This is a genomic window from Allobosea sp. RAF48 (genome assembly GCF_052114025.1).
Taxonomy (GTDB): domain Bacteria; phylum Pseudomonadota; class Alphaproteobacteria; order Rhizobiales; family Beijerinckiaceae; genus Allobosea.
On the sequence record NZ_JBFRDZ010000009.1, the window covers coordinates 44,506 to 65,381 of the forward strand.

Below are 20,876 nucleotides of genomic sequence, written 5' to 3' on the forward strand. Positions count from 1 at the left end.
CATCAAAACCCGACTTCGCCAGAGACCGGTTAAAGGATGGTCAATGTCGTATCGTCAGCCTGTCTCGAAATTAGTTGATTCTGTCTACTAGTTGAATTGGTGTCGCGGCGGAGGTGAGCCATGGATGCCATTGAGACCGAAGCCGTCGCTGCGATCCGCCGGTTCAATCGCTTCCATACCCGCTGGGTCGGGGCGCTCGGCGGCAGCCGGCATAGCTCCGGGCTGTCGCTGGCGGACGCGCAGGTGCTCCACGAACTGGCGCAGCGCGACGATTGGCAGGCGGCGGAGCTGGCCAAGGCGCTCGACCTCGATCCGGCCTATCTGTCGCGCATCCTGCGGCGCTTCGCGACGCGTGAGTGGCTCGACCGCAGCCGGTCTTCGGTCGACGGGCGGGCATGGCGCCTGCAATTGACCGATGAGGGCAGGGCCGCCTTCGCCGCGCTCGACGGTGCGTCAGACGCTCAGGCGCGGTCGATCCTGTCGCGACTGCCTCTCCCCGAGCAGGCTGACCTGGTTGACGCGCTCGCCACGACGCAGCGCCTTCTCTCGGGAGAGCGGCAAGCCTGTCCTCGTCCCACTATCCGCGAGCACCGGCCCGGCGATATCGGCTGGGTGATTGCTGCCCATGGGCGGCTCTATGCCGAGGAATATGGCTGGGATCAGAGTTTCGAGGCGCTGGTCGCCGAGATTGCCGCCAAATTCCTGCGCGAATTCAAGCCCGATCGCGAGCGCTGCTTCATCGCTGAATTGGAGGGGATGCCGGCAGGTTCATCCTTTGTCGTCGAAGAGGACGAAGAGACCGCGAAGCTCAGGCTCTCGCTGGTCGAGAAGCGCGCGCAGGGGCTGGGGCTCGGCAAAGCGCTGGTGCGCGATGCCGTCGACTTCGCCCGCAGGGCGGGTTACCGGCGCATGGCGCTCTGGACCAACGACATTCTCCATGCCGCCCGCGCGATCTATGTCGCGGAGGGCTTCCGCCTGGTTGCGGAAGAGCGGCTCCATTCCTTTGGCCAGGACCTGGTCGGGCAGAACTGGGAGCTTGTGCTCCGGCCCGAGATGGCGTCAGGCCTTTAGCCGCGCCAGTGCTGCGGCTGCTGCCCGGCCGGCGAGCGTGGCCCCGCCCACGGTCATCGCGCCGCCGCCCGCAGTCGCCTCTCCGGCAATGAGCAGGCGCCCGCCGATCGGCTGGGCGAGGGCTTCCCGGGCCTTCTCATGGCCGGGATCGCAGACGGAATAGGAGCCGCGCGCGAACGGGTCGGTCCACCAGGCCGGGAAGGAAGCGGCCTTGACCGTCTTGCGGAAGTCGGCGCCGACCATCTTCGCCAGGAGGTCGACGACATGGGCGCGCGCTTCTTCCGGGCCGGCCTCGGAGAGCTTGCGCGCATAATCGCCGCCGCAATAGCCGATGACGATGTCCTTGCCGTCCGGGTACATGTCGAAATTCATCATGCGCTCGGGTGCGCCGGTCTCGAGCAGGCTCGCGCCAGGCGTGAGGCCGAAGCGATCGCCTTCGACCTTGAGCGCGATCTTGGTCAGCGCTCCCATGTGCAGCCCGCCGAGGGCGTCGCGGGTGGCTGCCGGAAGGTCCGGGGCAAAGCGGATGGCGCCCGACTTGAGCACGCCGACCGGCACGGTGAGAATGCAGGCATTGGCGCGGATGTCGCCCGAAGGCGTGGTGACCGTCACGGCCGGTCCGTCCCAGCGGATCGCTTCGACCGCCTGATTGAGGCGAATATCGAGGCCCGCGGCGGAGCGCGTGACGAGATTGCCATAGCCCGAGGGGACAACGAGATCGTCGCCGGCCCAGAGACGCTGATAGTCGCGCGCCGAAATCCGGCTTGATTCCTCGCCGATCGAGAGCAGCAGGCCCGACGCCGCGATGGGGGCGCTGTTCGGGCCGAGATCGCCGAGCAATTCTGCGATCGACATGTCGCGCCCGGCGAGATCTACCGTCTCGAGCCGCCGGTCGATCTGGTTGAAGGCATCGCGCCGGCGGCGGCGATCGGCGTCAGCCATGGGGTGGCCGTCGGTAAAGACCCGGAAACCGCCACCCCGGGGTTCCGATGCGGTCTCGACACCGAGATCGCGGGCAATCTGGACCCAAGGGTTGCGCTCCGCCCAATGGATGAACATTGCGCCCGCGTCGTATGCCGCGCCGAGAGAGGCATCGGTAAAGGCGCGTCCGCCGACGCGTCCGCGGGCCTCCAGCACGATGGGCTTGCGACCTGCGGCGCGCAGCGCCTGAGCCGCGGCAATGCCTGCCGCTCCCGCGCCGACGACGACAACATCGGCATCGGTCGCGGCAGAGCTGCGGCCGGCGACGGCGAAAGCAGTGACCATGGCGCTGCCCCCAGTCAGCAGCCTGCGGCGGGTCACTCTGGCATGACGGAGATTCATGACACGACAATGCGCGCTGTCTGCGACGTTGCAATGGCCGGAAGCGCGGAAGACGCGGCTTTGACGATCACGACATCGGGAGCGAGGCGTGGCCACAAATCTATCGCGTGTAATTCTACATTAGAATAGTTCTCTTTTGGAATGAATCTATTGTTTATGCGAATGTTTTCCGACAATTGACAGTATACGACTCAATCAATATCGATCCTGTCGCCTTGCATTAGCGTATAAGGCCTTCTTTTTACTCATTTTAAATTGCCGCTCAAGGCCGAAGGGCCGAGCGGCAAGGACGGGATACGGGCGATGGGGAATCTTTCCGGCCGGCTTCGCGGCAGTGTTGCGCTTGGAAGCCTGGCATTGGTGCTTTTTGTTTCGACTGCTGAAGCGCAACAGCGGAACCAGCAGGCGGCGCCTGCACCGAGTTCCGTCGGCGAGGCGCCGGTTGTGCTGGATCAGATCAATGTGCAGGGGGAGGGTGCGCCAGGCGGCGCGCTGGTGAGCGGGCCGACGACGACGCGCGTGACGCGCCAGGAACTCGACCGCGAGCAGATCCAGAGCCTGACGGACCTGTCGAACCGGGTCGAGGCGGGCATCACGCTCAACCGCCAGACCAACTCGCTCAATATCCGCGGCCTCGATGGCGCGCGCGTGCTGACGACCATCGATGGCATCCGCCAGCCCTTCCTCATCGATACCCGCGTCAATCGCGGCGCCCAGAACGCCTTCGATTTCGATTCACTGTCGACGCTCGACCTGCTGCGCGGCGGCAGCGGCGCCAGCACGCTCGGCGGCGGCGCGCTCGGCGGCGCGCTCGCGGTGCGCACGCTCGATCCGGAAGACCTGCTGCGCAATGGCCGCTCCTACGGCGCGCTCGCCAAGACCGGCTATGACAGCACCGACCGCGCCTGGTTCGGCAGCGCCGCTGCGGCAGCGCGCATGGGCAATACCTCCGTGTTGCTGCAGGGCGGCTTCCGCAACGGGCACGAGACCGACAACCGGGGCGATGACAAGACCATCGGTGCGGCGCGCACGGCGCCCAACCCGACCGACTTCAACCAGTACAACTTCCTCGGCAAGATCTATCAGCAGGTCGGCGAGGCGCATCGCTTTGGTCTCACCGGTGAGATGTTCAAGCGCGCCGACCGCGTCCAGACCCGCACGAACGCTGTTTCGCTGACCGGCAATTTCCGCCCCGGTTCCTACGAGACCGGCGAGGATGTCGAGCGCAATCGCGTCTCGCTGAGCTACGACTACAACATGCCGGGCTCGTTCTTCGATGAGGCCCATGCCGTCGCTTATTGGCAGCGCCTGAAGCGCAACGATCTCGTCAACGCCTGGCGCTACACCAGCATTGTCGGCCCCTATGCGCGCGACAACGAGAACGAAGAGAACGCCTACGGCTTCAACGGCCACGTTATCAAGAATTTCCAGACCGGCGCGTTCTCGCATCGCGTGCTGGCCGGTACTGAGCTGCGCATGTCGACGCTGGAGCAGTTCTCCTCGGGTATCGACAACTGCCCGGCGCGGCCGGCTTCCGGCCTCTTCGCCGCGCCGTTCACGACCTGCAACAATCTGCACACCAACCAGGCCGACCAGCCGAAGGTCGATGGCAAGCTCGTCGGCATTTACCTGCATGACGAGATCGGCATGCTCGACAATCGCCTGCGCCTGACGCCGGGTGCGCGCTTCGACTGGTATGAGGAGAAGCCGCAGAACACGCCGGCCTACACGCTGGGCGGTTCCCGCCCCACGGGGCTGCCGGCGTCCTCCAGCGATACCGGTTGGTCGCCGCGGGTGCGCCTCGAATACGACATCCTGAAGAACGCGCCCTGGGTGAAGGACGTCACCTTCTTCGCGCAGTGGGCCAAGACCTTCCGCGCCCCGACGGCGAACGAGCTCTATGGCCGCTTCGGCGGGCCGGGGACCTATCTGCGCGTCGGCAATCCCGACCTGCGCCCTGAAGAGGGCAACGGCATCGATGTCGGCCTGCGCTTCGGCGACAAGCAGCTCGGCGGCTCGATCACTTACTTCTACACGAAGTACCACAACTTCATCGAACAGCAGCAGATCGCTCCCCCGAACGCGCTCTATCCGCAGGGCGGGATCGTCGGCTTCCGCAACATTCCGCGTGCCGAGATCCAGGGCGTGGAGATCAACGGCCGATATGCCTTCGCTCAGAACTGGCTGGTCCGCGGCTCCTTCGCCTACACCCGTGGCGTGAACCAGACCGACAATACCTACCTGAACTCGATCCCGCCGGTGCAGGGCATCCTCGCCATTGCGTATGGCACGGACAGCTGGGGTGCGGAGGTTTCGACCAAGCTCGCCGGCAAGCGCGACGATGTCGCGGCGACGACGGGCGCCAACCAGGGCTTCCGGGCGCCGGGTTATGCAATCTTCAATGCTTCGGCCTGGTGGCGACCGATGCCGCAGATCGCAGACCTTGAATTGCAGATCGGCGTCTATAATATCTTTGATCGCAAGTACTGGGATGCGGTTAACGTTCCCACCGGGGTACTGGCGCAGGCTCGCGATTACTATACCGAGCCGGGCCGCACCGTGAAGGCGACGTTGAAGTATCAATTCTGACCGGGTGTTTCGAGACCCCCCGACCAGACGAGCCGGCCCTTCGGGGCCGGCTTTTTTCTTGAGAAGAGCGCGCCTTCATTCCGGAATGACGGTGCGTTTTGTCGATCAGTCTTCCGAGGTTTCGGCCTGCCGCGCGAGCAGGCGGGCCTTCTTCGGTCCCTCGACCAGCGACTTGAAGACGCCGCGCAGCGTGCGGGCCTCCTGCTCGGTCATGTCGAGCCGGTGCAGGATGTCGCGGAGGTTAGCGGTCATGACCGGCTTCTTGCCGGCGGGAAAGAAGCCGCAGAGGTCGAGCTCGGCTTCGAGATAGTCGAACATCGACAGGATCATCTCCCGCTTGGCCGGCGGAGAGGGATTATTCTCGCGGAAAGGCGGCTCGCCATTGGTCGTCTTGAACCATTCATAGCCGTTGAGCAGCACGGCTTGGGCGAGATTCAGCGAGGCGAAGGCTGGATTGACCGGGAAGGTCAGGATCGCGTCGGCGAGGCTGATTTCCTCGTTGGTCAGGCCGATGCGCTCGCGCCCGAACAGGATGCCGACGCGCTCGCCGCCGCCGATGCGGCCCGCGACCTCCGGCATCGCCTCGGCCGGGGTGAGCACGCGCTTCATCTGGCCGCGCTCACGGGCCGTCGTCGCCAGCACATGGTTGAGGTCGGCGATCGCCTCGGCCGCGCTGCCGAACAGCCGGGCATTCTCGAGGATATGCGTCGCGCCGGAGGCCGCCGCCGTGGCGCCCTTCTTGAGGCCGCCACCGCCCGGCCAGCCGTCGCGCGGCGCGACGAGGCGCATCTCGGAGAGGCCGAAATTCGCCATGGCACGGGCGCACATGCCGATATTCTCGGCGAGCTGCGGCTCGACCAGGATGACAATGGGGGCAGTGGCCTGGACGGCCGGGCGGGTGCGGTCGGTGCCGGAACCGGTCATGGGAAATCAGGTCTTGTCTTTGCGATGAGGCTGGCATCGCACTCCGACTGGCCGAGCGCGATGGGCAAGCTCATACGTCATGCTCGCCCTTGTGGCGAGCATCCACGTCCTGATCCCACGCCAGACAATGAGAGACGTGGATGGTCGGGACAAGCCCGACCATGACGCTATCGGGAGCGTCAGCCCGCCGCCGCTTCCACCGCACGGAGCACGCGCAGCATGTTGCCGCCGGCGAGCTTGGCGAGGTTTTCCTCCGACCAGCCGCGGCGGATCAGCTCGGCGATCACCGACGGGAAGGTCGTGGTGTCCTCCAACCCGTCCGGATTGACCCAGCCGAAGAAGTCCGAGCCGATGCCGATGTGATCATGGCCGATGCGCTTGGCGAGGTATTCGACATGGTCGCAATACTCCGGCAGCGTCGCGGTCGGGCGCGGGCCTGACTTGGCGACGATCTCGGCCTCGACCTTTGCATAGTCCATGCTCTCGGGCGTCTTGCCGTACTGGTCCTTGGCCGGGCGGTGCCAGTCGCGCGAGGCCTGGCTGATGAAATCCGGCACGAAGGTCGCCATCACGACGCCGCCATTGCCGGCGACACGGTCGAGCACGTCGTCGGGAACGTTGCGCGGGTGGTCGCAGAGCGTGAAGGCGTTGGAATGCGACCAGACCAGCGGCGCGCTTGAGACGTCGAGCGCGTCATGCATCACCTTCGGCGCGACATGGGCGAGGTCGATCACCATGCCCAGCTTGTTCATTCGGCGCAGCACGTCCTTGCCGAAGGCGGTGAGGCCATTGTGGCGCGGGGCGTCGGTAGCGGAATCGCACCAGTCGGTGGTGTCGTTGTGACAGAGCGTCATCAAGCGCACGCCGAGATCGTAGTAGGCGTCGAGTGCGTCGAGTTCGCCGTCGACGGCAGAGCCGTTCTCGATCGTCATGAACAGGGCGATGCGCCCCTCGGCCTTGGCGGCCTCGACATCCGCCGCGGAGAGGCCGGGGCGGAAGGCGCTCGCGTGGCGCTTGAGGATGTCGCGCATCAGCGCGATCTGGGCAAGGGCGAAACCGGCGGGATTGGCCTGCTTCGGCGGGACATAGGCCGCGAAGAACTGCGCCGCCATCTTGCCGGCCTGCATGCGCGGGATATCGGTGTCGCCTTCCGCGTGGACCTCGTCGAGGCCGTAGGCGGCGACATCGCCCTTCGCGTTGCGGTCCTTGCGGATGACGTAGGGCAGGTCGTTATGGCCGTCGATCAGTGGCACACGGTCAAGCAGGGCGAGCGCGGCGGCGTAGGCATTGTCCTGGACGGGCGGTTTGGCGAGGGCCATGGCGAGGTCTCGGTGAGAATCGGGAGCCGGATCGTGGCAGGGCGCGGACTGGCAGGCGAGGGGGCTTGGCGCAGGGCTGACCGTCTTCCCGCGTCATGCTCGGGCTCGACCCGAGCATCTCATGCCGACAGGCGCCGCTATAGGCTGGCAATTCTCGGGTCCGCGCAGGCGCGGCCCGAGAATGACGGCGCTGCTTAGGCGAAGCGCGACGGCGCGAAGGGCGACGGATCGACGAAGACCTTCCGGCCACTCACCATCTCGGCGACCATGCGGCCGGTGACGGCGGCGAGCGTCAGGCCGTGATGGGCGTGGCCGAAGGAGAACCACAGACCCTTGTGCTTCGGCGCCGGGCCGATGATCGGCATCATGTCCGGTGTGCACGGCCGGCGGCCAAGCCAGGGCTCGGGATCGACACGTTCGCCGAGCGGGAAGAGCGCCTTGGCGATCGGCTCGGCCCGTGCGAGCTGGACTGGGGTCTTGGGTGCGTCGCGATCGGCGAACTCGGCGCCGGTGGTCAGGCGGATGCCCTGCTGCATCGGCGCGAGGAAATAGCCGCGCTCGGTGTCGAGCACCGGGTGGTTGAGCACAGCATTGCCCTGCGGCTTGTAATGCATGTGGTAGCCGCGCTTGACCGCGAGCGGCAGCCGGTAGCCGAGCTGCTTGGTCAGCACGTCGGCCCAGGGGCCGAGCGCGACGACGACGTCCTTCGCTTCGGCCTTGGTGCCGTCGGCGAGGGTGACGCTCCACCCGGCGCCGCTCTGCGCGAGCGTCGCGGCATCGCCGATGGCGAGCTTGCCGCCGAGCTTCTCGAAGAGTGCGACATAGGCCTTGGACAGGCCGAGCGGATCGATGACGGTGACCGGATCGGTCCAGTGCAGGCCGCCGATCAGGCTGGCATGGTCGAGATGCGGCTCCTCGGCCCTGAGGGCGGCCATGTCGAGGGCGCGGTAGTTCACGCCGAATTCACGCTTCCAGCGGGCGGCCTCGGCGAGGCGCTCCTCGCGCTCCCTCTCGGTGCGGAACACCTTCATCCAGCCCTTGCGGCGCAGAAGCTCCGTGGCGCCGGCTTCCTGCGCCAGAGCGTCGTGCTCGGTGACGCAGTGCTCGATCAGCTTCGCGTATTTGTGGGCGATCGCCTCGTGGTGGGAGGCGCGCGAATGCATCCAGTAGGAGAACAGGAAGGGCGCGAGCTTCGGGATCGCGCTCCAATGGTAGGACGCGTCGATGGTGTTGTTCATCGCGTAGCGGAAGAGCGCGCCGAAATCATGCGGGAAGCCGTAGGGGTAGACGCCCTCGCGCTGGATCAGGCCGGCATTTCCGTAGCTCGTCTCCTCGCCCGGCCCGCGCCGGTCGACGAGCAGCGTGGAGCGGCCGGCCTTCTGCAGGTGAAGCGCGACCGAAATGCCGACGATGCCGGCGCCAAGAACGATCGTATCCACCTTCATGAACCTACTCCTGCCAACCCCTTTTTCCGCAAAATACCGGTTTGCGCCGGCTTGTCAGCGGCGCGACCGGATTTTGCGTCGGATCGCGGTATCTTTCGTAAGTTCTGCGCCATCTTTGTGAAAGTGTCCCGTTAAGGCAGCATTCGAGGCGTATGGGCGCAACTTTATGCCGGCGCAGGACCGCTCCGCTCGGCGTGCAGGTGACGCCCCGGGCGCGATGGGCCAGTGTGGGGCCGTTTCGCGAACGATTCCAGAGCTATGCCGATGCGTCCAGTCGCCCTTCTCGCCGCCGCGCTCGCATGGCTCGGGCGCTACGGCACGCAAGGCTTCGCGCTGTCCATTTTTCTCGGTCTCGCGCTCCCGCAGTTTTCCGCCGCGGCGCGGCCGGTGCTGCCCATCACCATCTTCTGCTTCACGACCGTCGTATTCATGCGGGTCGATCTGGGAGTCACCGCCCGGCTGCTGCGCCGGCCGGCCAAGCTTGCGGCCTCCTGCCTGTGGCTGATCACCGGCCCGGTGCTGCTGATCGGCGGGGCGCTGCTGCTCGTCGGGCGCGAGAACCTCGATCCGGGGATCGTGCTCGGGCTCGCGATCATGGGGTCGGCGCCGCCGATCATGTCCTCGCCGGCGGTGGCGATCCTCTACGGCTTCGAGCCGTCGCTGATCATCGCCAGTGTCATCGTCACCACCATTCTGAGCCCCCTCATCGCGCCGTTTCTGGTCGAGCTGCTGGCGGGGGCGGCGGTGCCGCTCGACCGCGGGGTGCTGATGCTGCGGCTGCTGATTTTCATCGGCGGCGGCATGGCGGTCGCTTTCGCGCTGCGCGCGTGGCTCGGCACCAAGCGGATCAAGGCGATGAAGGCCAATCTCGATGGCTTCGGCGTGCTGATGTATTTCATCTTCGCCATCGCGGCGATGGATGGTGTGACGCGGGCCGCGCTCGGCAATCCCCGGCTCGTCCTGTTCGTCCTGGCCTGCGTCTTCGCGGTCTCTGCGGCGGGGTTGCTCTCGAGCTGGCTCGTGTTGCGGAAGCTGCCCGCATCGGAGCGCTTCATGATCGGCTACGGCACGGGCCAGCGGAATATGGGGTTGCTGGTGGCGGCGCTGGGCGCCGGCGTCTCGCCGACGACCTTCCTGTTCTTCGCGCTGGCGCAGTTCCCGATCTACCTCTTGCCGTGGCTGCTGGGCGGCATCGCGGCGCGAATCCGGCGCAAGGAGTCCAGTCAGGCTGCTGACGGGTGATGACGCGCCGTCCTGCGAGGTTTTCACCGCCGCAGGAGAACCGCGTCATGATCACACTCTATTCCGGGCCGCTGAGCCTGTTCTCGCGCAAGGTCGAGATCGCGCTGGAAGAAAAGGGCCTCGCCTTTCAGCGTATCATGGTGCCGTTCAACCAGACGACCGGCTACGATCCCAAGCATCCCGAGGTGGTCGCGCTCAACCCGAAAGAGCAGGTGCCGGTCCTCAGCGATTGCGGGCTCGTGCTCTACGACTCCACAGTGATCAACGAATATCTCGATGAGGCCTATCCCGAGCCGAAGCTGATGCCCGACAGCCCGGTCGAGCGAGCGCGCTGCCGGCTCGACGAGCTCTATGCCGACGAGATCATGCTGCAGGCGCTGAGGCCGCTGATGAACCGGACGAGCCCGCCTTCGCCCGACCGCGACCGGCGCATCGCGCAGGAGGCCGATGCCCTGATCGCCGAGGAGGCGCTGATGCGCCATTACGAGGTGCTGGAGCAGAAGCTGGCGGGGCGCGAGTTCTTCGGCGGCCGGCTTTCGCTGGCCGATATCGCGCTGTTCATGAGCGTGCTCTTCTCCCGCCGGCTCGGCGGGCCGCCGCTCGACGGTTTCGAGGCGCTGGCCAGTTGGTTCGTCCGGTTGAAGCTGCGCCCGGCCTTCGCGAAGGTGGCGGCGGAGATCGCGGAAGCCGACAGAAGGCTGTCCTTTCCGGTGAAACTGCGCTCGGCATGATTGCGGCGGCAGGGGCATGGCGTTAAACCGCCAGCCATGACGCACCCCATCCGTATCGCCCCCTCCATCCTCTCGGCCGATTTCGCCAAGCTGGGCGAGGAGGTGCACGCGGTCGATGCGGCCGGTGCCGACTGGATCCATTGCGACGTGATGGACGGGCATTTCGTGCCGAACATCACCTTCGGCCCCGATGTGCTGAAGGCGATCCGCCCGCACACCAAGAAGTTCTTCGACGTGCATCTGATGATCGCGCCCGTCGACCCCTATGTCGAAGCCTTCGCCAAGGCCGGCGCCGATCTGATCTCCTTCCATGTCGAAGCCGGACCGCACCCGCACCGCACGCTGCAGGCGATCAAGGCTCAAGGGAAGCAGGCCGGCATCGTGCTCAATCCCGGTACACCGGCGAGCGCAATCGAGGCACTGATCGCGGATGTCGACCTCATCCTGCTGATGACGGTCAATCCCGGCTTCGGCGGGCAGAGCTTCATCCGCTCCGTGGTCGAGAAAGTTGCGCAGGTGAAGGCGCTGATCGGCGACCGCCCGATTGCGCTGGAGATCGACGGCGGCGTGACGCCGGAGACCGCGCCGCTGGTCGTGAAGGCCGGCGCGAACGCGCTGGTCGCCGGCTCGGCCGTGTTCAAGGGCGGGCCTTCGGCCTATGCCGGGAATATCCAAGCGATCCGCAAGGCGGCAGAAGCCGCGCGCGGCGACTGGGTTTGAGATTATTGCCGTTTTCGGCGCCGACCGTCATGGTCGGGCTTGTCCCGACCATCCACGTCTTGGCAGATCGAGGGTGGTGTTCAAGTCGTGGATGCTCGCCACAAGGGCGAGCATGACGGCGGTGCAGAGGCTGAAACGAGCATGATCCCGCGCTATTCCCGCCCCGAGATGGTCGCCATCTGGGAGCCGCAGACCCGCTTCCGCATCTGGTTCGAGATCGAGGCGCACGCCACCGACAAGCTCGCCGAGCTCGGCGTGGTGCCGAAGGAGGCCGCGGCGACGATCTGGGCCAAGGCCAAGGACGCCGTCTTCGATGTCGCGCGCATCGACGAGATCGAGCGCGTCACCAAGCACGACGTCATCGCCTTCCTCACCCATCTGGCCGAGATCGTCGGGCCGGAGGCGCGCTTCGTCCACCAGGGCATGACCTCGTCGGATATCCTCGACACCACGCTCTCGGTTCAGCTTGCGCGGGCCACCGATATCCTGATTGCCGATGTCGACGCGCTGCTCGCCGCGATCAGGCGCCGTGCCTTCGAGCACAAGCTCACCCCGACGATCGGCCGCTCGCACGGCATTCATGCCGAGCCTGTGACCTTCGGGCTCAAGCTCGCGCAGGCCTATGCCGAGTTCGATCGATGCAAGGCTCGTCTGATCGCTGCACGGGCCGAGATCGCAACCTGCGCCATCTCGGGCGCGGTCGGCACCTTCGCCAATATCAACCCGCAGGTCGAAGCCTATGTGGCCGAAAAGATGGGGCTCACCGTCGAGCCGGTCTCGACCCAGGTGATCCCGCGTGACCGGCACGCGATGTATTTCGCGACGCTCGGCGTCGTCGCTTCCTGCATCGAGCGGCTGGCCACCGAGATCCGCCATCTGCAGCGCACCGAGGTCTATGAGGCGGAGGAGTATTTTTCGCCGGGCCAGAAGGGATCCTCGGCGATGCCGCACAAGCGCAACCCCGTCCTCACCGAGAACCTGACCGGCCTTGCCCGCCTCGTGCGCGGCATGGTCACGCCTGCGCTGGAGAATGTTGCGCTCTGGCATGAGCGGGATATCTCGCACTCTTCGGTCGAGCGCATGATCGGCCCGGATGCGACGGTGACGCTCGATTTCGCGCTGGCGCGGCTGACGGGCGTCGTCGACAAGCTGCTGATCTATCCGCAGAACATGCGCCGGAATCTCGACCGCCTCGGGGGCTTGCACAATTCCCAGCGCGTGCTGCTGGCGCTGACGCAGGCGGGCGCGAGCCGCGAGGACGCCTATTCCATGGTCCAGCGCAACGCGATGCGCACCTGGGAGCATGGCGAGGACTTCCTGACCAATCTGCTCGCCGACAAGGACGTGGCGGAGAAGCTCTCGGCCTCCGAACTGCAGGCGATGTTCGACGAGGGCTATCACTTCAAGCATGTCGACACGATCTTCCGCCGGGTGTTCGGGGAATAACTGACGGTCTGGACTTCGGCGACGGCAGGGCTATCTACGGCTGATGAAATCCTCCGACGTCGATATCCTCATCATCCCCGGCTGGTCGGGCTCTGGCCCGGATCATTGGCAAAGCCGTTGGGAGTCCCGGCTCCAGACGGCGCGCCGCGTTGTTCAGGACGACTGGTACAAGCCGTCTCGCCATGTCTGGGCCGGGCGCATCGTGCAGGCGGTGCGCAGCGCGACGCGGCCGGTCGTGCTCGTCGCCCATTCGGCCGGCGTGAGCGCCGTCGCCCATGCGGCGGAACATCTGCATCCGGGCGAGGTCGCCGGCGCGTTCCTGGTCGCCCCGGCTTCCGAGGCGGCCAAGCGCGCGATCCCCGGCATGGGGCCGGACTTCATCGAGCACCGCCGCGAGAGGCTGCCGTTTCCCTCGGTGCTGATCTCCAGTGCGACCGACCCTTACTGCACGCAGGATGAGGCGCGGGAACTGGCGAAAGCCTGGGGTTCGGAGTTCGTCGATGCCGGGGACAGCGGCCATCTCAACAGCGAGTCCGGGCATGGTCCTTGGCCGGATGGCCTGCTGCGGTTCGGCGGGTTTCTCAAGAGCTTGACTGCGGTTCCTCAGAGGTTGAGCCAGTAGGCACGCTGCCCGCCCTCGCGACATCTCGCGAGAGGCATTTCGCTGGCGAGACTGTTCGAGCATGGATGCATTCTCCGATCCGCAGGCCGTCGCCCGCTATGCCGAGGGGCCGCCGCGTCTGGTGCCCGGCTTTGCCGATCTGCAACGCATGGTCATGCTCCTGCTTGCGGAGCGGGCCCCGGATGATGCGCGGGTGCTGGTCCTCGGCGCTGGTGGCGGCCTGGAAATCAAGGCATTTGCCGAGGCGCAGCCCGGCTGGCGCTTCGACGGGGTCGATCCGTCCGCCGAGATGCTGGATCTCGCACGGCTGACCCTCGGCCCTCTCGTCGCCCGCACGGATTTGCATCATGGGCTCATCGACATCGCGCCCGAGGGGCCATTCGATGCCGCGGCGTGCATCCTGACCTTGCACTTCGTCGAGAGGGAGGAGCGCCTGCGCACGCTTGGAGAGGTGCGGCGGCGCCTGAAACCTGGCGCCCCCTTCGCCGTCGCACATTTCAGCTTCCCCCAAGGCGATCGCGATCTCTGGCTGTCGCGTTATGCCGCCTTTGCGACGGCGTCCGGCATCGAGGCATCGCAGGCGCAGAAGGCCCGGTCGATGATCGCCGCGCGCCTGCCTATCCTCGCTCCCGAGGAGGACGAGCGGCTACTGCGCGATGCCGGGTTCAGCGATGTCAGCCTCTTCTATGCCGGCTTCGCGTTCCGCGGTTGGGTCGCCTACGCTTAGGCGAGCGGCCATCGTCGCAGGGCCGAACATCCAGGCGAAGACCGAGCGCCTGCCTCCATAGTTTGGATGATGCCGGCAATTGTCACTTGAGCATCGATCCTTCGCTGAGGCAGCGCGGCAGTCGCCGTCGCCGCGCTGGCTGGCGGATACCAATCCGGTCAAGACTCTATTGCCGAAGAGCCCTCAAGCGGCAATTCCATCAGTCGCTATGGTCTGCCCATCACGAAGGCCGTCAACATTATGAAACTTGCTCACATCAACTTGGTCGCCCGTAACGCAGAAGCGCTCGCGGCCTTCTATGTGAATGTCTTCAAATGCGAGCACCTTCGTGAACCCAAGGTGTTGTCGGGCGAGAAAGTATCACGAGGGAACGGCCTTCCGAATTCAGAGATATACTCGATCTGGCTGAAATTCCCCGATTGCGACGCCCCATTCCTGGAGATACATGAGCACAAAGTCACGCATGACCGGAAGCGGCCCAGGGTGAATGAACCTGGCTTCGGGCATATCTCCTTTCAGTTGGGAGATATCAGCGCGGGTCTGTCGGAGATCATCGAAGCAGGCGGGACGCGGGTCGGTGAAATCGTAGACTTTGGAACGGCGGCGAAGCCATTTCTCATTGCCTATGCGCGCGATCCAGAAGGCAACATTCTTGAACTTGAGCAGATCGTCCGGGCCGACGCCTGGGCTTCCTCTCCTCAATAGAAAACCCGCCCCGGAGGTCCGGGACGGGTTCTTCACGTCGGGCCGGATCAGCCGCCGAGATCAGTTCTCGATATAGGTGATCTTGCCGTCGGCACCCTTCTTCCAGGTGTAGACGGTGTAGTCCGGACGGGTGATGTCGCCCTTCTTGTCGAAGCCGATGTCGCCGATCACGGTCTTGACCGGCTGGCCGCCATGCAGCACGTCGGCGATCTTCTTCGGATCGGTTGAGTTCGCGCGCTTGGCGCCTTCCGCCATGATCTGGACGGCAGCGTAGCTGTAGAGCGTGTAGGCTTCCGGCTTGAAGTTCTTGGCCGCGAACTTCTGGACGACGGCAGCAGCCTCCGGGCGCTTCTGCGGGTCCGGCGGGAAGGTCATCAGGGTGCCTTCGACGCCGGGGCCGCCGATCGTGGCGAACTCGTCGGTGGTGATGCCGTCACCCGAGACAAGCACGGTCTTCAGGCCCTGGTCGCGCATCTGACGCACGATCAGGCCGCCTTCGGTGTGCAGGCCACCCCAGTAAAGGTAGTCGGCACCGGCGGCCTTGATCTTCGAGACGAGCGCAGAGAAGTCCTTCTCGCCGGCGTTGACGCCTTCGTAGAGCACTTCCTTCACGCCGCCGGCGTTGAGGCCCTTCTTGGTCTCGTCGGCGAGGCCCTGGCCATAGGTCGTCTTGTCGTGGACGACGGCGATCTTCTTGTCCTTGAAGTTCTTCAGCAGATAGGCGGCGGCGACGCTGCCCTGCTGATCGTCACGGCCGCAGGTGCGGAAGGTGTTCCACAGGCCGCGCTCGGTGATCTTCGGGTTGGTGGCCGAAGGCGAGATCATCAGGATGCCGTTCTCGGCATAGACTTCCGAGGCCGGCATGGTGACGCCGGAGTTGAAGTGGCCGAGAACCCATTTCACGCCGTCGCCGACGAACTTGTTGGCAACCGAGACGCCCTGCTTCGGATCGGAGACGTCGTCGCCGACCGAGATGGTGATCTTCTGGCCGAGGACGCCGCCAGCGGCGTTGATGTCCTCGACCGCCTGCTCGGCGCCGTTCTTGAGCTGCGCGCCAAACGCAGCGTTCGGGCCGGTGATCGGGCCGCCGACGCCGAGCTTGATCTGCGCATTGGCCACGCCGGACATGGCGAGGACCGCCCCGAGTGCAATGCCGCCCAACAGCAGTTTCTTCATGTGATGCAACTCCCCTCTATGATTGACAACGGGTTGGACGGTCCACCCGTCTCGGTGCGTTTTCGTCACCCTAAGCAGCAGTCTTGCGCTTTTTCGGTGGTCTGTCACGCACCAAGCTCGTGAGCTCTTCAGAGCAATTCAGGCCTGATCGGGACCCCGGGGCGCGGCCTCCAGCCGAAGGGGCCGGCGCGCTCGAAGAGCCAGTGATATTGCCGCGTCATCTGCTTGGCGCGGTTGTAGCGCCAGCCGGCGAAGCCGAAGGCGAGCAGCACGACACAGTCGACGATGTAGTAGTGCAGCGTCAGCAGCGTGGCCTGGAACAGTGCGAAATGAATAAAGCGCACGAACAGGCCGAGGATCAGCATGTAGACGACGAGCTGCCAGTTCGGCCGCCAGGTCAGGGCGATGGCGCGGCCGGACATCCAGGCGAGCCAGCCACCCATGATCACGGTGACCAGCAGGAAGAGCCAGACCGTCGGTTCTTCGTAGATGATGCCCTGCATCTCGTGCTCCCGGCTTCACGCGAGGGTGGAAGCGGCCAGCGTCGCCACAGCGATGGCATGGCGGGCGCGCAGCCGTCTCTCATCAAAAAGTTGCAGCGGCAGGCGCAAGCCCGGCCGCCAGGCATCAGTGGCGGCCGCCTTCGAGATAGGCGGCGCGCACCTGCGGATTGGCGAGCAGTTCCTTGCCGGAGCCGCTCATCGTGATGACGCCGTTGACCATGACGTAGCCGCGATGGGCGAGCTTCAGCGCGTGGAAGGCGTTCTGCTCGACCAAGAAGACGGTGAGGCCCTGCGTCCTGTTGAGTTCGCGGATGGCCTCGAAGATCTGCTTCACGATCAGGGGGGCGAGGCCGAGCGAGGGCTCGTCGAGCAGCAGCAGCTTCGGCCGGGCCATCAGTGCGCGGGCGATAGCGACCATCTGCTGTTCACCGCCCGAGAGCGTGCCGCCGCGCTGCTGCAGACGCTCCTTGATGCGCGGGAAGAGCACGCAGATCTTCTCGAGGTCCTCGTCGAAATGCTCGAAATTGCGGACGGCGGCGCCCATCTGCAGGTTTTCGAACACCGTCATGCGCGGGAAGATTCGTCGTCCTTCGGGGGACTGCGCTATGCCCAGACGGGCGATCTGGTGGCTCGGCATCCGGGTGATGTCCCGGCCCTCATAGGTGACCGAGCCTTCTCGCGCCTGCGGGTTGCCGAAGATCGTCATCATCAGGGTGGATTTGCCGGCGCCGTTGGCGCCGATCATGGTGACGATCTCGCCGGCATTGACGTCGATGTCGACGCCCTTCAGTGCGATGATCTTGCCGTAATAGGTCTTGACGCCGCGGACGGCGAGGAGAGGTTGGGCCACAGTCACGAGATGCCGACCTCCGCTTCCACCACTTCGACCTCTTCGTCGTCGACGCCGAGATAGGCGGCGATGACCTTCGGGTCGGCCTGCACTTCGGCCGGCGTGCCATCTGCGATCTTGGTGCCGTAGTCGAGGACCACGACATGGTCCGAGATTTCCATGACGACCGACATGTCGTGCTCGATCAGCAGCAGGGCCGTGCCGAGATCCTTGCGGATCGAGAGCAGCAGGGCGTTGAGGTCTAGGCTTTCGCGCGGGTTGAGGCCGGCAGCCGGCTCGTCGAGGCAGAGCAGGACCGGGTCGGTGCACATGGCGCGCGCGATTTCGAGCCGGCGCTGATCGCCATAGGGCAGGTCGGCGGCCGGATCGTCGGCGCGATGGGTGAGGTTGATCTTGTCGAGCCAGAACTTGGCCTTCTCGATCGCCGCCCGCTCGCTGGCCTTGTAGCCGCCGATCCCGAGCAGGCCGAGGAAGGTGAAGCCAGAGGCGATCATCAGCGGGTTGTGCTGGGCGATGAGCAGGTTCTCCAGCACCGTCATGCCGCCGAAGAGGCGGATGTTCTGGAAGGTGCGGGCGACCTTGGCCTTCCAGGAGATGCGGAAGTCCGGCATGCGCTCCAGCAGGAAGCTGGAACCGTCGTCATGGTTCAGCGCGATCAGGCCCTGCGTCGGCTTGTAGAAGCCGGTGATGCAGTTGAACACCGTGGTCTTGCCGGCGCCGTTGGGGCCGATCAGCGCGGTGATCTCGCCCTTGCGAGCCTCGAAGGAGAGGGCGTTGACGGCGGTCAGGCCGCCGAAGCGCATGGTGAGCTGCTCGACTTCGAGCAGGGAACGGCCGGGGGAGGTGGTCGAGGCCATCAGCCATGCCCCTCCTGAACGAGATCGGCCGAGATCGTCTTCTTTTCCTTCAGGAAGGCGGTTGGCTCGCGTACCGAGATCAGGCCGCGCGGCTTCCAGATCATGATCACAACCATGGCGAAGCCGAAGATCAGCATGCGGTACTTCGTCGGGTCGAAATCCTGCCCGAAGATCTGCTTCAGGAAATCGAGTTCGCGCAGCAATTCAGTGCCGCCGATCATGGCGATCGCCGCGATGGCGCAGCCCCAGAGCGAGCCCATGCCGCCGAGGACGACGATGGCCAGGATGACCGCCGATTCCATGAAGACGAAGGATTCGGGACTGATGAAGCCTTGGCGGGCGGAGAAGAACGCCCCGGCGAAACCGCCGAACATCGCGCCCATCGAGAAGGCCGTGAGCTTGGTGTTGGTGGTGTTGATGCCGAGCGAGCGGCAGGCGATCTCGTCCTCGCGCAGCGCCTCCCAGGCGCGGCCGACCGGCAGCCGGCGCAGGCGCAGCGTGACGAAGGCCGTCAGCAAAGCCAGGCACAGGATGAGGTAGTAGAGGAAGATCGTTCGGTAGAGCGGCGAGAATTCGAGCCCGAACGTCGCCGCGAAGCCATTATCGGCTGCGGTGAAGGGAATGCCGAAGAAGGTCGGGCGCGGAATGCCGGAGATGCCGGCATAGCCGTTGGAGAACTCCGTCCAGTTGACCAGCACCAGGCGAATGATCTCGCCGAAGGCCAGCGTCACGATGGCGAGGTAGTCGCCGCGCAGGCGCAGTACGGGGAAGCCGAGCAGCATGCCCCAGAAGGCGGCGAGGATGCCGGCGAGCGGCAGCAGGATCCAGAAGGAGAGGCCGAAGTTCTTGGCGAGCAGCGCATAGGAATAGGCGCCGACCGCGTAGAAGGCGACGTAGCCGAGATCGAGCAGGCCGGCGAGGCCGACGACGATGTTCAGCCCCCAGCCGAGCATGACGTAGATCAGGATCTGGACGCCGAAATTATCGATCCACTTCAGCGCGCCGCCCCAGCCGGCGAGGCCGATCGCGATTGCGGGGAAGCTGACGAGGAAGCCGAGGCCGAAGAGCGAGAAGAGCCGCGAATGGCGCTGGAAGAAGGCGATGGTGCCGTGCGGCAGCAGGCGCACTCGCGCCTTCTCCTTGCCGCGCCCCTGCTGGCGCAGCGCGATCAGGAAGCGCCCGACGAAGACGATGCCGATGGCCCAGGCGACGGCGTCCCAGCGCGGATCGAGCACCAGCACGTTGTCCATGTTCTGGCGCGTGCCCCAGGCCACGACCGGAATGCACAGGCCGAGCGTGACCAGGGCTGCGAAGCCGGCCTCCTTGAAGGCCGCCTTGAAGTCGCGGCCGGGAGCGGCCGTGGGTGTGGTCGGTTTGCTCGCCATGACGTCAGACCTTCTCGACTTCGGGGCGACCGAGGATGCCCGAGGGCATGAAGACCAGCACGAGGGCCAGGATGCAGAAGGCGGCGACGTCCTTGTAGTCGATGGTGAAGTAGGCGGACCACATCACCTCGATCAGGCCGATCAGCAGGCCGCCGATCACCGCGCCGGGCAGTGAGCCGATGCCGCCGAGCACCGCCGCGGTGAAGGCCTTGACGCCCGGCGTAAAGCCGTCGGCGAAGTTCACCACGCCGTAGAGCACGAGGTACATCACGCCGGCCACCGCGGCGAGGGCTGCACCCATCACGAAGGTGATCGAGATGGTGCGGTCGACGTCGATGCCGAGGAGGGCGGCCATCTTGCGGTCCTGCTCGCAGGCGCGCTGGGCGCGGCCGAGCGGCGTCTTCTGGACGATGTACCAGAAGGCCGCGAGCAGCGCCGCCGTCGTCAGGATGATGACGATCTGCTTGTAGGAGATCTGCACCGTGTAGACCGCGCTGTCGATCAGCGTGATCGACTTGTTCAGGATCGGCGGGATCGACTTGTTGCGCGGGCCCTGCACGACCTGCACGAAGTTCACCAGGAAGATCGACATGCCGATCGCGGAGATCAGCGGCGCGAGGCGGAAGGAGCCGCGCAAGGGCCGGTAGGCGACCCGTTCGATCGTCCAGTTCCAGAGAGAGGTGAAGAACATCGCCAGCGCCAGGACGATGACGAGCGCCAGCAGGATCATGCCGGCGCTCGTGCCGAGGACCGCCGTGACCAGCATGAAGAAGATCAGGGCGATGAAGGCGGAGAGCATGAAGATATCGCCGTGGGCGAAGTTCACCATGCCGATGATGCCGAACACCATCGTGTATCCGATGGCGATGAGACCGTAGATCGATCCCAGTGTCAGCCCGTTGATGAGCTGCTGCAGAAAGACTTCCATTGACGACGCCGACCCCTCGAACCAGCTCCCGTTCTCGTCATCAGCATGACGCTGACGCATGCGGGATGCGATTTCCATGCAGAGCTACCAATGGCTTGCGCCACCGACAATCGCTCCGCGTCAAATTTCTGTCAAAAGCAATTACGAACGAAACGCCTCGAAATTGTGCAGAATACTCTGCGCCGCAGCGCGCTTTCGGCGCATGATGATTGCGCCATGCGCGCGCGCCATCTGTGCCGAACGGCTTCGGCGAGCGGCTCCGAACGACAACGGCGGTTCGAAACAGGAACTCTTCAGGGAGGTGCGCCCGGGA

At 65.4% G+C, this 20,876-nt stretch carries 19 protein-coding genes; 9 read left to right on the plus strand and 10 right to left on the minus strand.

Annotated features, from left to right (window positions below):
• Positions 1 to 120: 120 nt before the first annotated feature.
• A complete protein-coding gene (locus tag AB4Z10_RS17400; protein WP_441471641.1) occupies positions 121 to 1,071 on the plus strand; it encodes a bifunctional helix-turn-helix transcriptional regulator/GNAT family N-acetyltransferase in 951 nt (316 codons plus the stop codon).
• Here the strand turns inward: AB4Z10_RS17400 and AB4Z10_RS17405 are convergent.
• Positions 1,060 to 2,337, minus strand: a complete 1,278-nt coding sequence (locus tag AB4Z10_RS17405; protein ID WP_441471642.1) for a flavin monoamine oxidase family protein — start codon at positions 2,335 to 2,337, stop codon at positions 1,060 to 1,062. The two genes, AB4Z10_RS17400 and AB4Z10_RS17405, sit on opposite strands and share 12 nt — an antisense overlap.
• A 501-nt stretch (positions 2,338 to 2,838) precedes the next feature.
• Here AB4Z10_RS17405 and AB4Z10_RS17410 point away from each other — a divergent pair.
• Positions 2,839 to 4,983: a TonB-dependent hemoglobin/transferrin/lactoferrin family receptor gene (locus tag AB4Z10_RS17410; RefSeq protein ID WP_441471643.1), complete on the plus strand. Its 2,145-nt coding sequence runs from the start codon at positions 2,839 to 2,841 to the stop codon at positions 4,981 to 4,983.
• Positions 4,984 to 5,088: 105 nt separating this feature from the next.
• Here the strand turns inward: AB4Z10_RS17410 and AB4Z10_RS17415 are convergent, their stop codons facing one another.
• The 3 genes from AB4Z10_RS17415 to AB4Z10_RS17425 all read right to left on the minus strand — a co-directional run bounded on the left by AB4Z10_RS17415 (position 5,089) and on the right by AB4Z10_RS17425 (position 8,671).
• Complete coding sequence (locus AB4Z10_RS17415; protein ID WP_441471644.1) at positions 5,089 to 5,907, minus strand: RNA methyltransferase; 819 nt, start codon at positions 5,905 to 5,907, stop codon at positions 5,089 to 5,091.
• A gap of 179 nt (positions 5,908 to 6,086) precedes the next feature.
• Positions 6,087 to 7,226, minus strand: a complete 1,140-nt coding sequence (locus tag AB4Z10_RS17420) for a dipeptidase (RefSeq protein WP_441471645.1) — start codon at positions 7,224 to 7,226, stop codon at positions 6,087 to 6,089.
• A gap of 194 nt (positions 7,227 to 7,420) precedes the next feature.
• Positions 7,421 to 8,671 (minus strand): NAD(P)/FAD-dependent oxidoreductase, encoded by a 1,251-nt coding sequence (locus tag AB4Z10_RS17425; protein ID WP_441471646.1) that lies wholly within the window; start codon positions 8,669 to 8,671, stop codon positions 7,421 to 7,423.
• 264 nt (positions 8,672 to 8,935) lie between these two features.
• Between AB4Z10_RS17425 and AB4Z10_RS17430 the strand changes: the two genes are divergently transcribed.
• The 7 genes from AB4Z10_RS17430 (at position 8,936) to AB4Z10_RS17460 (ending at position 14,864) form a co-directional block, all read left to right on the plus strand.
• Positions 8,936 to 9,913, plus strand: a complete 978-nt coding sequence (locus AB4Z10_RS17430; protein ID WP_441471647.1) for a hypothetical protein — start codon at positions 8,936 to 8,938, stop codon at positions 9,911 to 9,913.
• Between the two features lie 47 nt (positions 9,914 to 9,960).
• Positions 9,961 to 10,644: a glutathione S-transferase family protein gene (locus AB4Z10_RS17435; protein WP_441471648.1), complete on the plus strand. Its 684-nt coding sequence runs from the start codon at positions 9,961 to 9,963 to the stop codon at positions 10,642 to 10,644.
• A gap of 36 nt (positions 10,645 to 10,680) precedes the next feature.
• Positions 10,681 to 11,364 carry a ribulose-phosphate 3-epimerase gene (rpe, locus tag AB4Z10_RS17440; protein ID WP_441471649.1) on the plus strand — a complete coding sequence of 228 codons (684 nt, stop codon included), beginning with the start codon at positions 10,681 to 10,683 and terminating at the stop codon, positions 11,362 to 11,364.
• 141 nt (positions 11,365 to 11,505) lie between these two features.
• Positions 11,506 to 12,810: an adenylosuccinate lyase gene (gene purB, locus AB4Z10_RS17445; protein WP_441471804.1), complete on the plus strand. Its 1,305-nt coding sequence runs from the start codon at positions 11,506 to 11,508 to the stop codon at positions 12,808 to 12,810.
• Between the two features lie 43 nt (positions 12,811 to 12,853).
• Positions 12,854 to 13,432, plus strand: a complete 579-nt coding sequence (locus tag AB4Z10_RS17450) for an RBBP9/YdeN family alpha/beta hydrolase (protein WP_441471650.1) — start codon at positions 12,854 to 12,856, stop codon at positions 13,430 to 13,432.
• A 61-nt stretch (positions 13,433 to 13,493) separates the two neighbouring features.
• Positions 13,494 to 14,159 (plus strand): class I SAM-dependent methyltransferase, encoded by a 666-nt coding sequence (locus AB4Z10_RS17455; protein WP_441471651.1) that lies wholly within the window; start codon positions 13,494 to 13,496, stop codon positions 14,157 to 14,159.
• A gap of 240 nt (positions 14,160 to 14,399) precedes the next feature.
• Positions 14,400 to 14,864, plus strand: a complete 465-nt coding sequence (locus AB4Z10_RS17460) for a VOC family protein (RefSeq protein ID WP_441471652.1) — start codon at positions 14,400 to 14,402, stop codon at positions 14,862 to 14,864.
• A gap of 60 nt (positions 14,865 to 14,924) precedes the next feature.
• Here AB4Z10_RS17460 and AB4Z10_RS17465 read toward each other — a convergent pair whose 3' ends face one another.
• From AB4Z10_RS17465 to AB4Z10_RS17490, 6 genes are all read right to left on the minus strand, one after another.
• Positions 14,925 to 16,040: a branched-chain amino acid ABC transporter substrate-binding protein gene (locus tag AB4Z10_RS17465; RefSeq protein ID WP_441471653.1), complete on the minus strand. Its 1,116-nt coding sequence runs from the start codon at positions 16,038 to 16,040 to the stop codon at positions 14,925 to 14,927.
• Between the two features lie 128 nt (positions 16,041 to 16,168).
• On the minus strand, positions 16,169 to 16,543 hold the full coding sequence (locus AB4Z10_RS17470; RefSeq protein ID WP_441471654.1) for a DUF6867 family protein: 375 nt from the start codon (positions 16,541 to 16,543) through the stop codon (positions 16,169 to 16,171).
• Positions 16,544 to 16,667: 124 nt separating this feature from the next.
• Entirely contained in the window at positions 16,668 to 17,399 is a 732-nt protein-coding gene (locus tag AB4Z10_RS17475) for an ABC transporter ATP-binding protein (protein WP_441471655.1), read from the minus strand.
• A complete protein-coding gene (locus tag AB4Z10_RS17480; RefSeq protein WP_441471656.1) occupies positions 17,396 to 18,250 on the minus strand; it encodes an ABC transporter ATP-binding protein in 855 nt (284 codons plus the stop codon). The genes AB4Z10_RS17475 and AB4Z10_RS17480 overlap by 4 nt, the downstream gene beginning before the upstream one ends.
• Complete coding sequence (gene livM / locus AB4Z10_RS17485) at positions 18,250 to 19,635, minus strand: high-affinity branched-chain amino acid ABC transporter permease LivM (RefSeq protein WP_441471657.1); 1,386 nt, start codon at positions 19,633 to 19,635, stop codon at positions 18,250 to 18,252. The genes AB4Z10_RS17480 and livM overlap by 1 nt, the downstream gene beginning before the upstream one ends.
• Positions 19,636 to 19,639: 4 nt before the next feature.
• Positions 19,640 to 20,563 carry a branched-chain amino acid ABC transporter permease gene (locus tag AB4Z10_RS17490; protein ID WP_441471658.1) on the minus strand — a complete coding sequence of 308 codons (924 nt, stop codon included), beginning with the start codon at positions 20,561 to 20,563 and terminating at the stop codon, positions 19,640 to 19,642.
• Positions 20,564 to 20,876: the final 313 nt, after the last annotated feature.

Coding starts and splice junctions, on each gene's coding strand:
- AB4Z10_RS17400 (WP_441471641.1), top strand. CDS start 121: ATGGATGCCATTGAGACCGAAGCCGTCGCTGCGATCCGCCGGTTCAAT.
- AB4Z10_RS17405 (WP_441471642.1), bottom strand. CDS start 2,337: ATGGTCACTGCTTTCGCCGTCGCCGGCCGCAGCTCTGCCGCGACCGAT.
- AB4Z10_RS17415 (WP_441471644.1), bottom strand. CDS start 5,907: ATGACCGGTTCCGGCACCGACCGCACCCGCCCGGCCGTCCAGGCCACT.
- AB4Z10_RS17420 (WP_441471645.1), bottom strand. CDS start 7,226: ATGGCCCTCGCCAAACCGCCCGTCCAGGACAATGCCTACGCCGCCGCG.
- AB4Z10_RS17425 (WP_441471646.1), bottom strand. CDS start 8,671: ATGAAGGTGGATACGATCGTTCTTGGCGCCGGCATCGTCGGCATTTCG.
- AB4Z10_RS17430 (WP_441471647.1), top strand. CDS start 8,936: ATGCGTCCAGTCGCCCTTCTCGCCGCCGCGCTCGCATGGCTCGGGCGC.
- AB4Z10_RS17435 (WP_441471648.1), top strand. CDS start 9,961: ATGATCACACTCTATTCCGGGCCGCTGAGCCTGTTCTCGCGCAAGGTC.
- rpe (WP_441471649.1), top strand. CDS start 10,681: ATGACGCACCCCATCCGTATCGCCCCCTCCATCCTCTCGGCCGATTTC.
- purB (WP_441471804.1), top strand. CDS start 11,506: ATGATCCCGCGCTATTCCCGCCCCGAGATGGTCGCCATCTGGGAGCCG.
- AB4Z10_RS17450 (WP_441471650.1), top strand. CDS start 12,854: ATGAAATCCTCCGACGTCGATATCCTCATCATCCCCGGCTGGTCGGGC.
- AB4Z10_RS17455 (WP_441471651.1), top strand. CDS start 13,494: ATGGATGCATTCTCCGATCCGCAGGCCGTCGCCCGCTATGCCGAGGGG.
- AB4Z10_RS17460 (WP_441471652.1), top strand. CDS start 14,400: ATGAAACTTGCTCACATCAACTTGGTCGCCCGTAACGCAGAAGCGCTC.
- AB4Z10_RS17465 (WP_441471653.1), bottom strand. CDS start 16,040: ATGAAGAAACTGCTGTTGGGCGGCATTGCACTCGGGGCGGTCCTCGCC.
- AB4Z10_RS17470 (WP_441471654.1), bottom strand. CDS start 16,543: ATGCAGGGCATCATCTACGAAGAACCGACGGTCTGGCTCTTCCTGCTG.
- AB4Z10_RS17480 (WP_441471656.1), bottom strand. CDS start 18,250: ATGGCCTCGACCACCTCCCCCGGCCGTTCCCTGCTCGAAGTCGAGCAG.
- livM (WP_441471657.1), bottom strand. CDS start 19,635: ATGGCGAGCAAACCGACCACACCCACGGCCGCTCCCGGCCGCGACTTC.
- AB4Z10_RS17490 (WP_441471658.1), bottom strand. CDS start 20,563: ATGGAAGTCTTTCTGCAGCAGCTCATCAACGGGCTGACACTGGGATCG.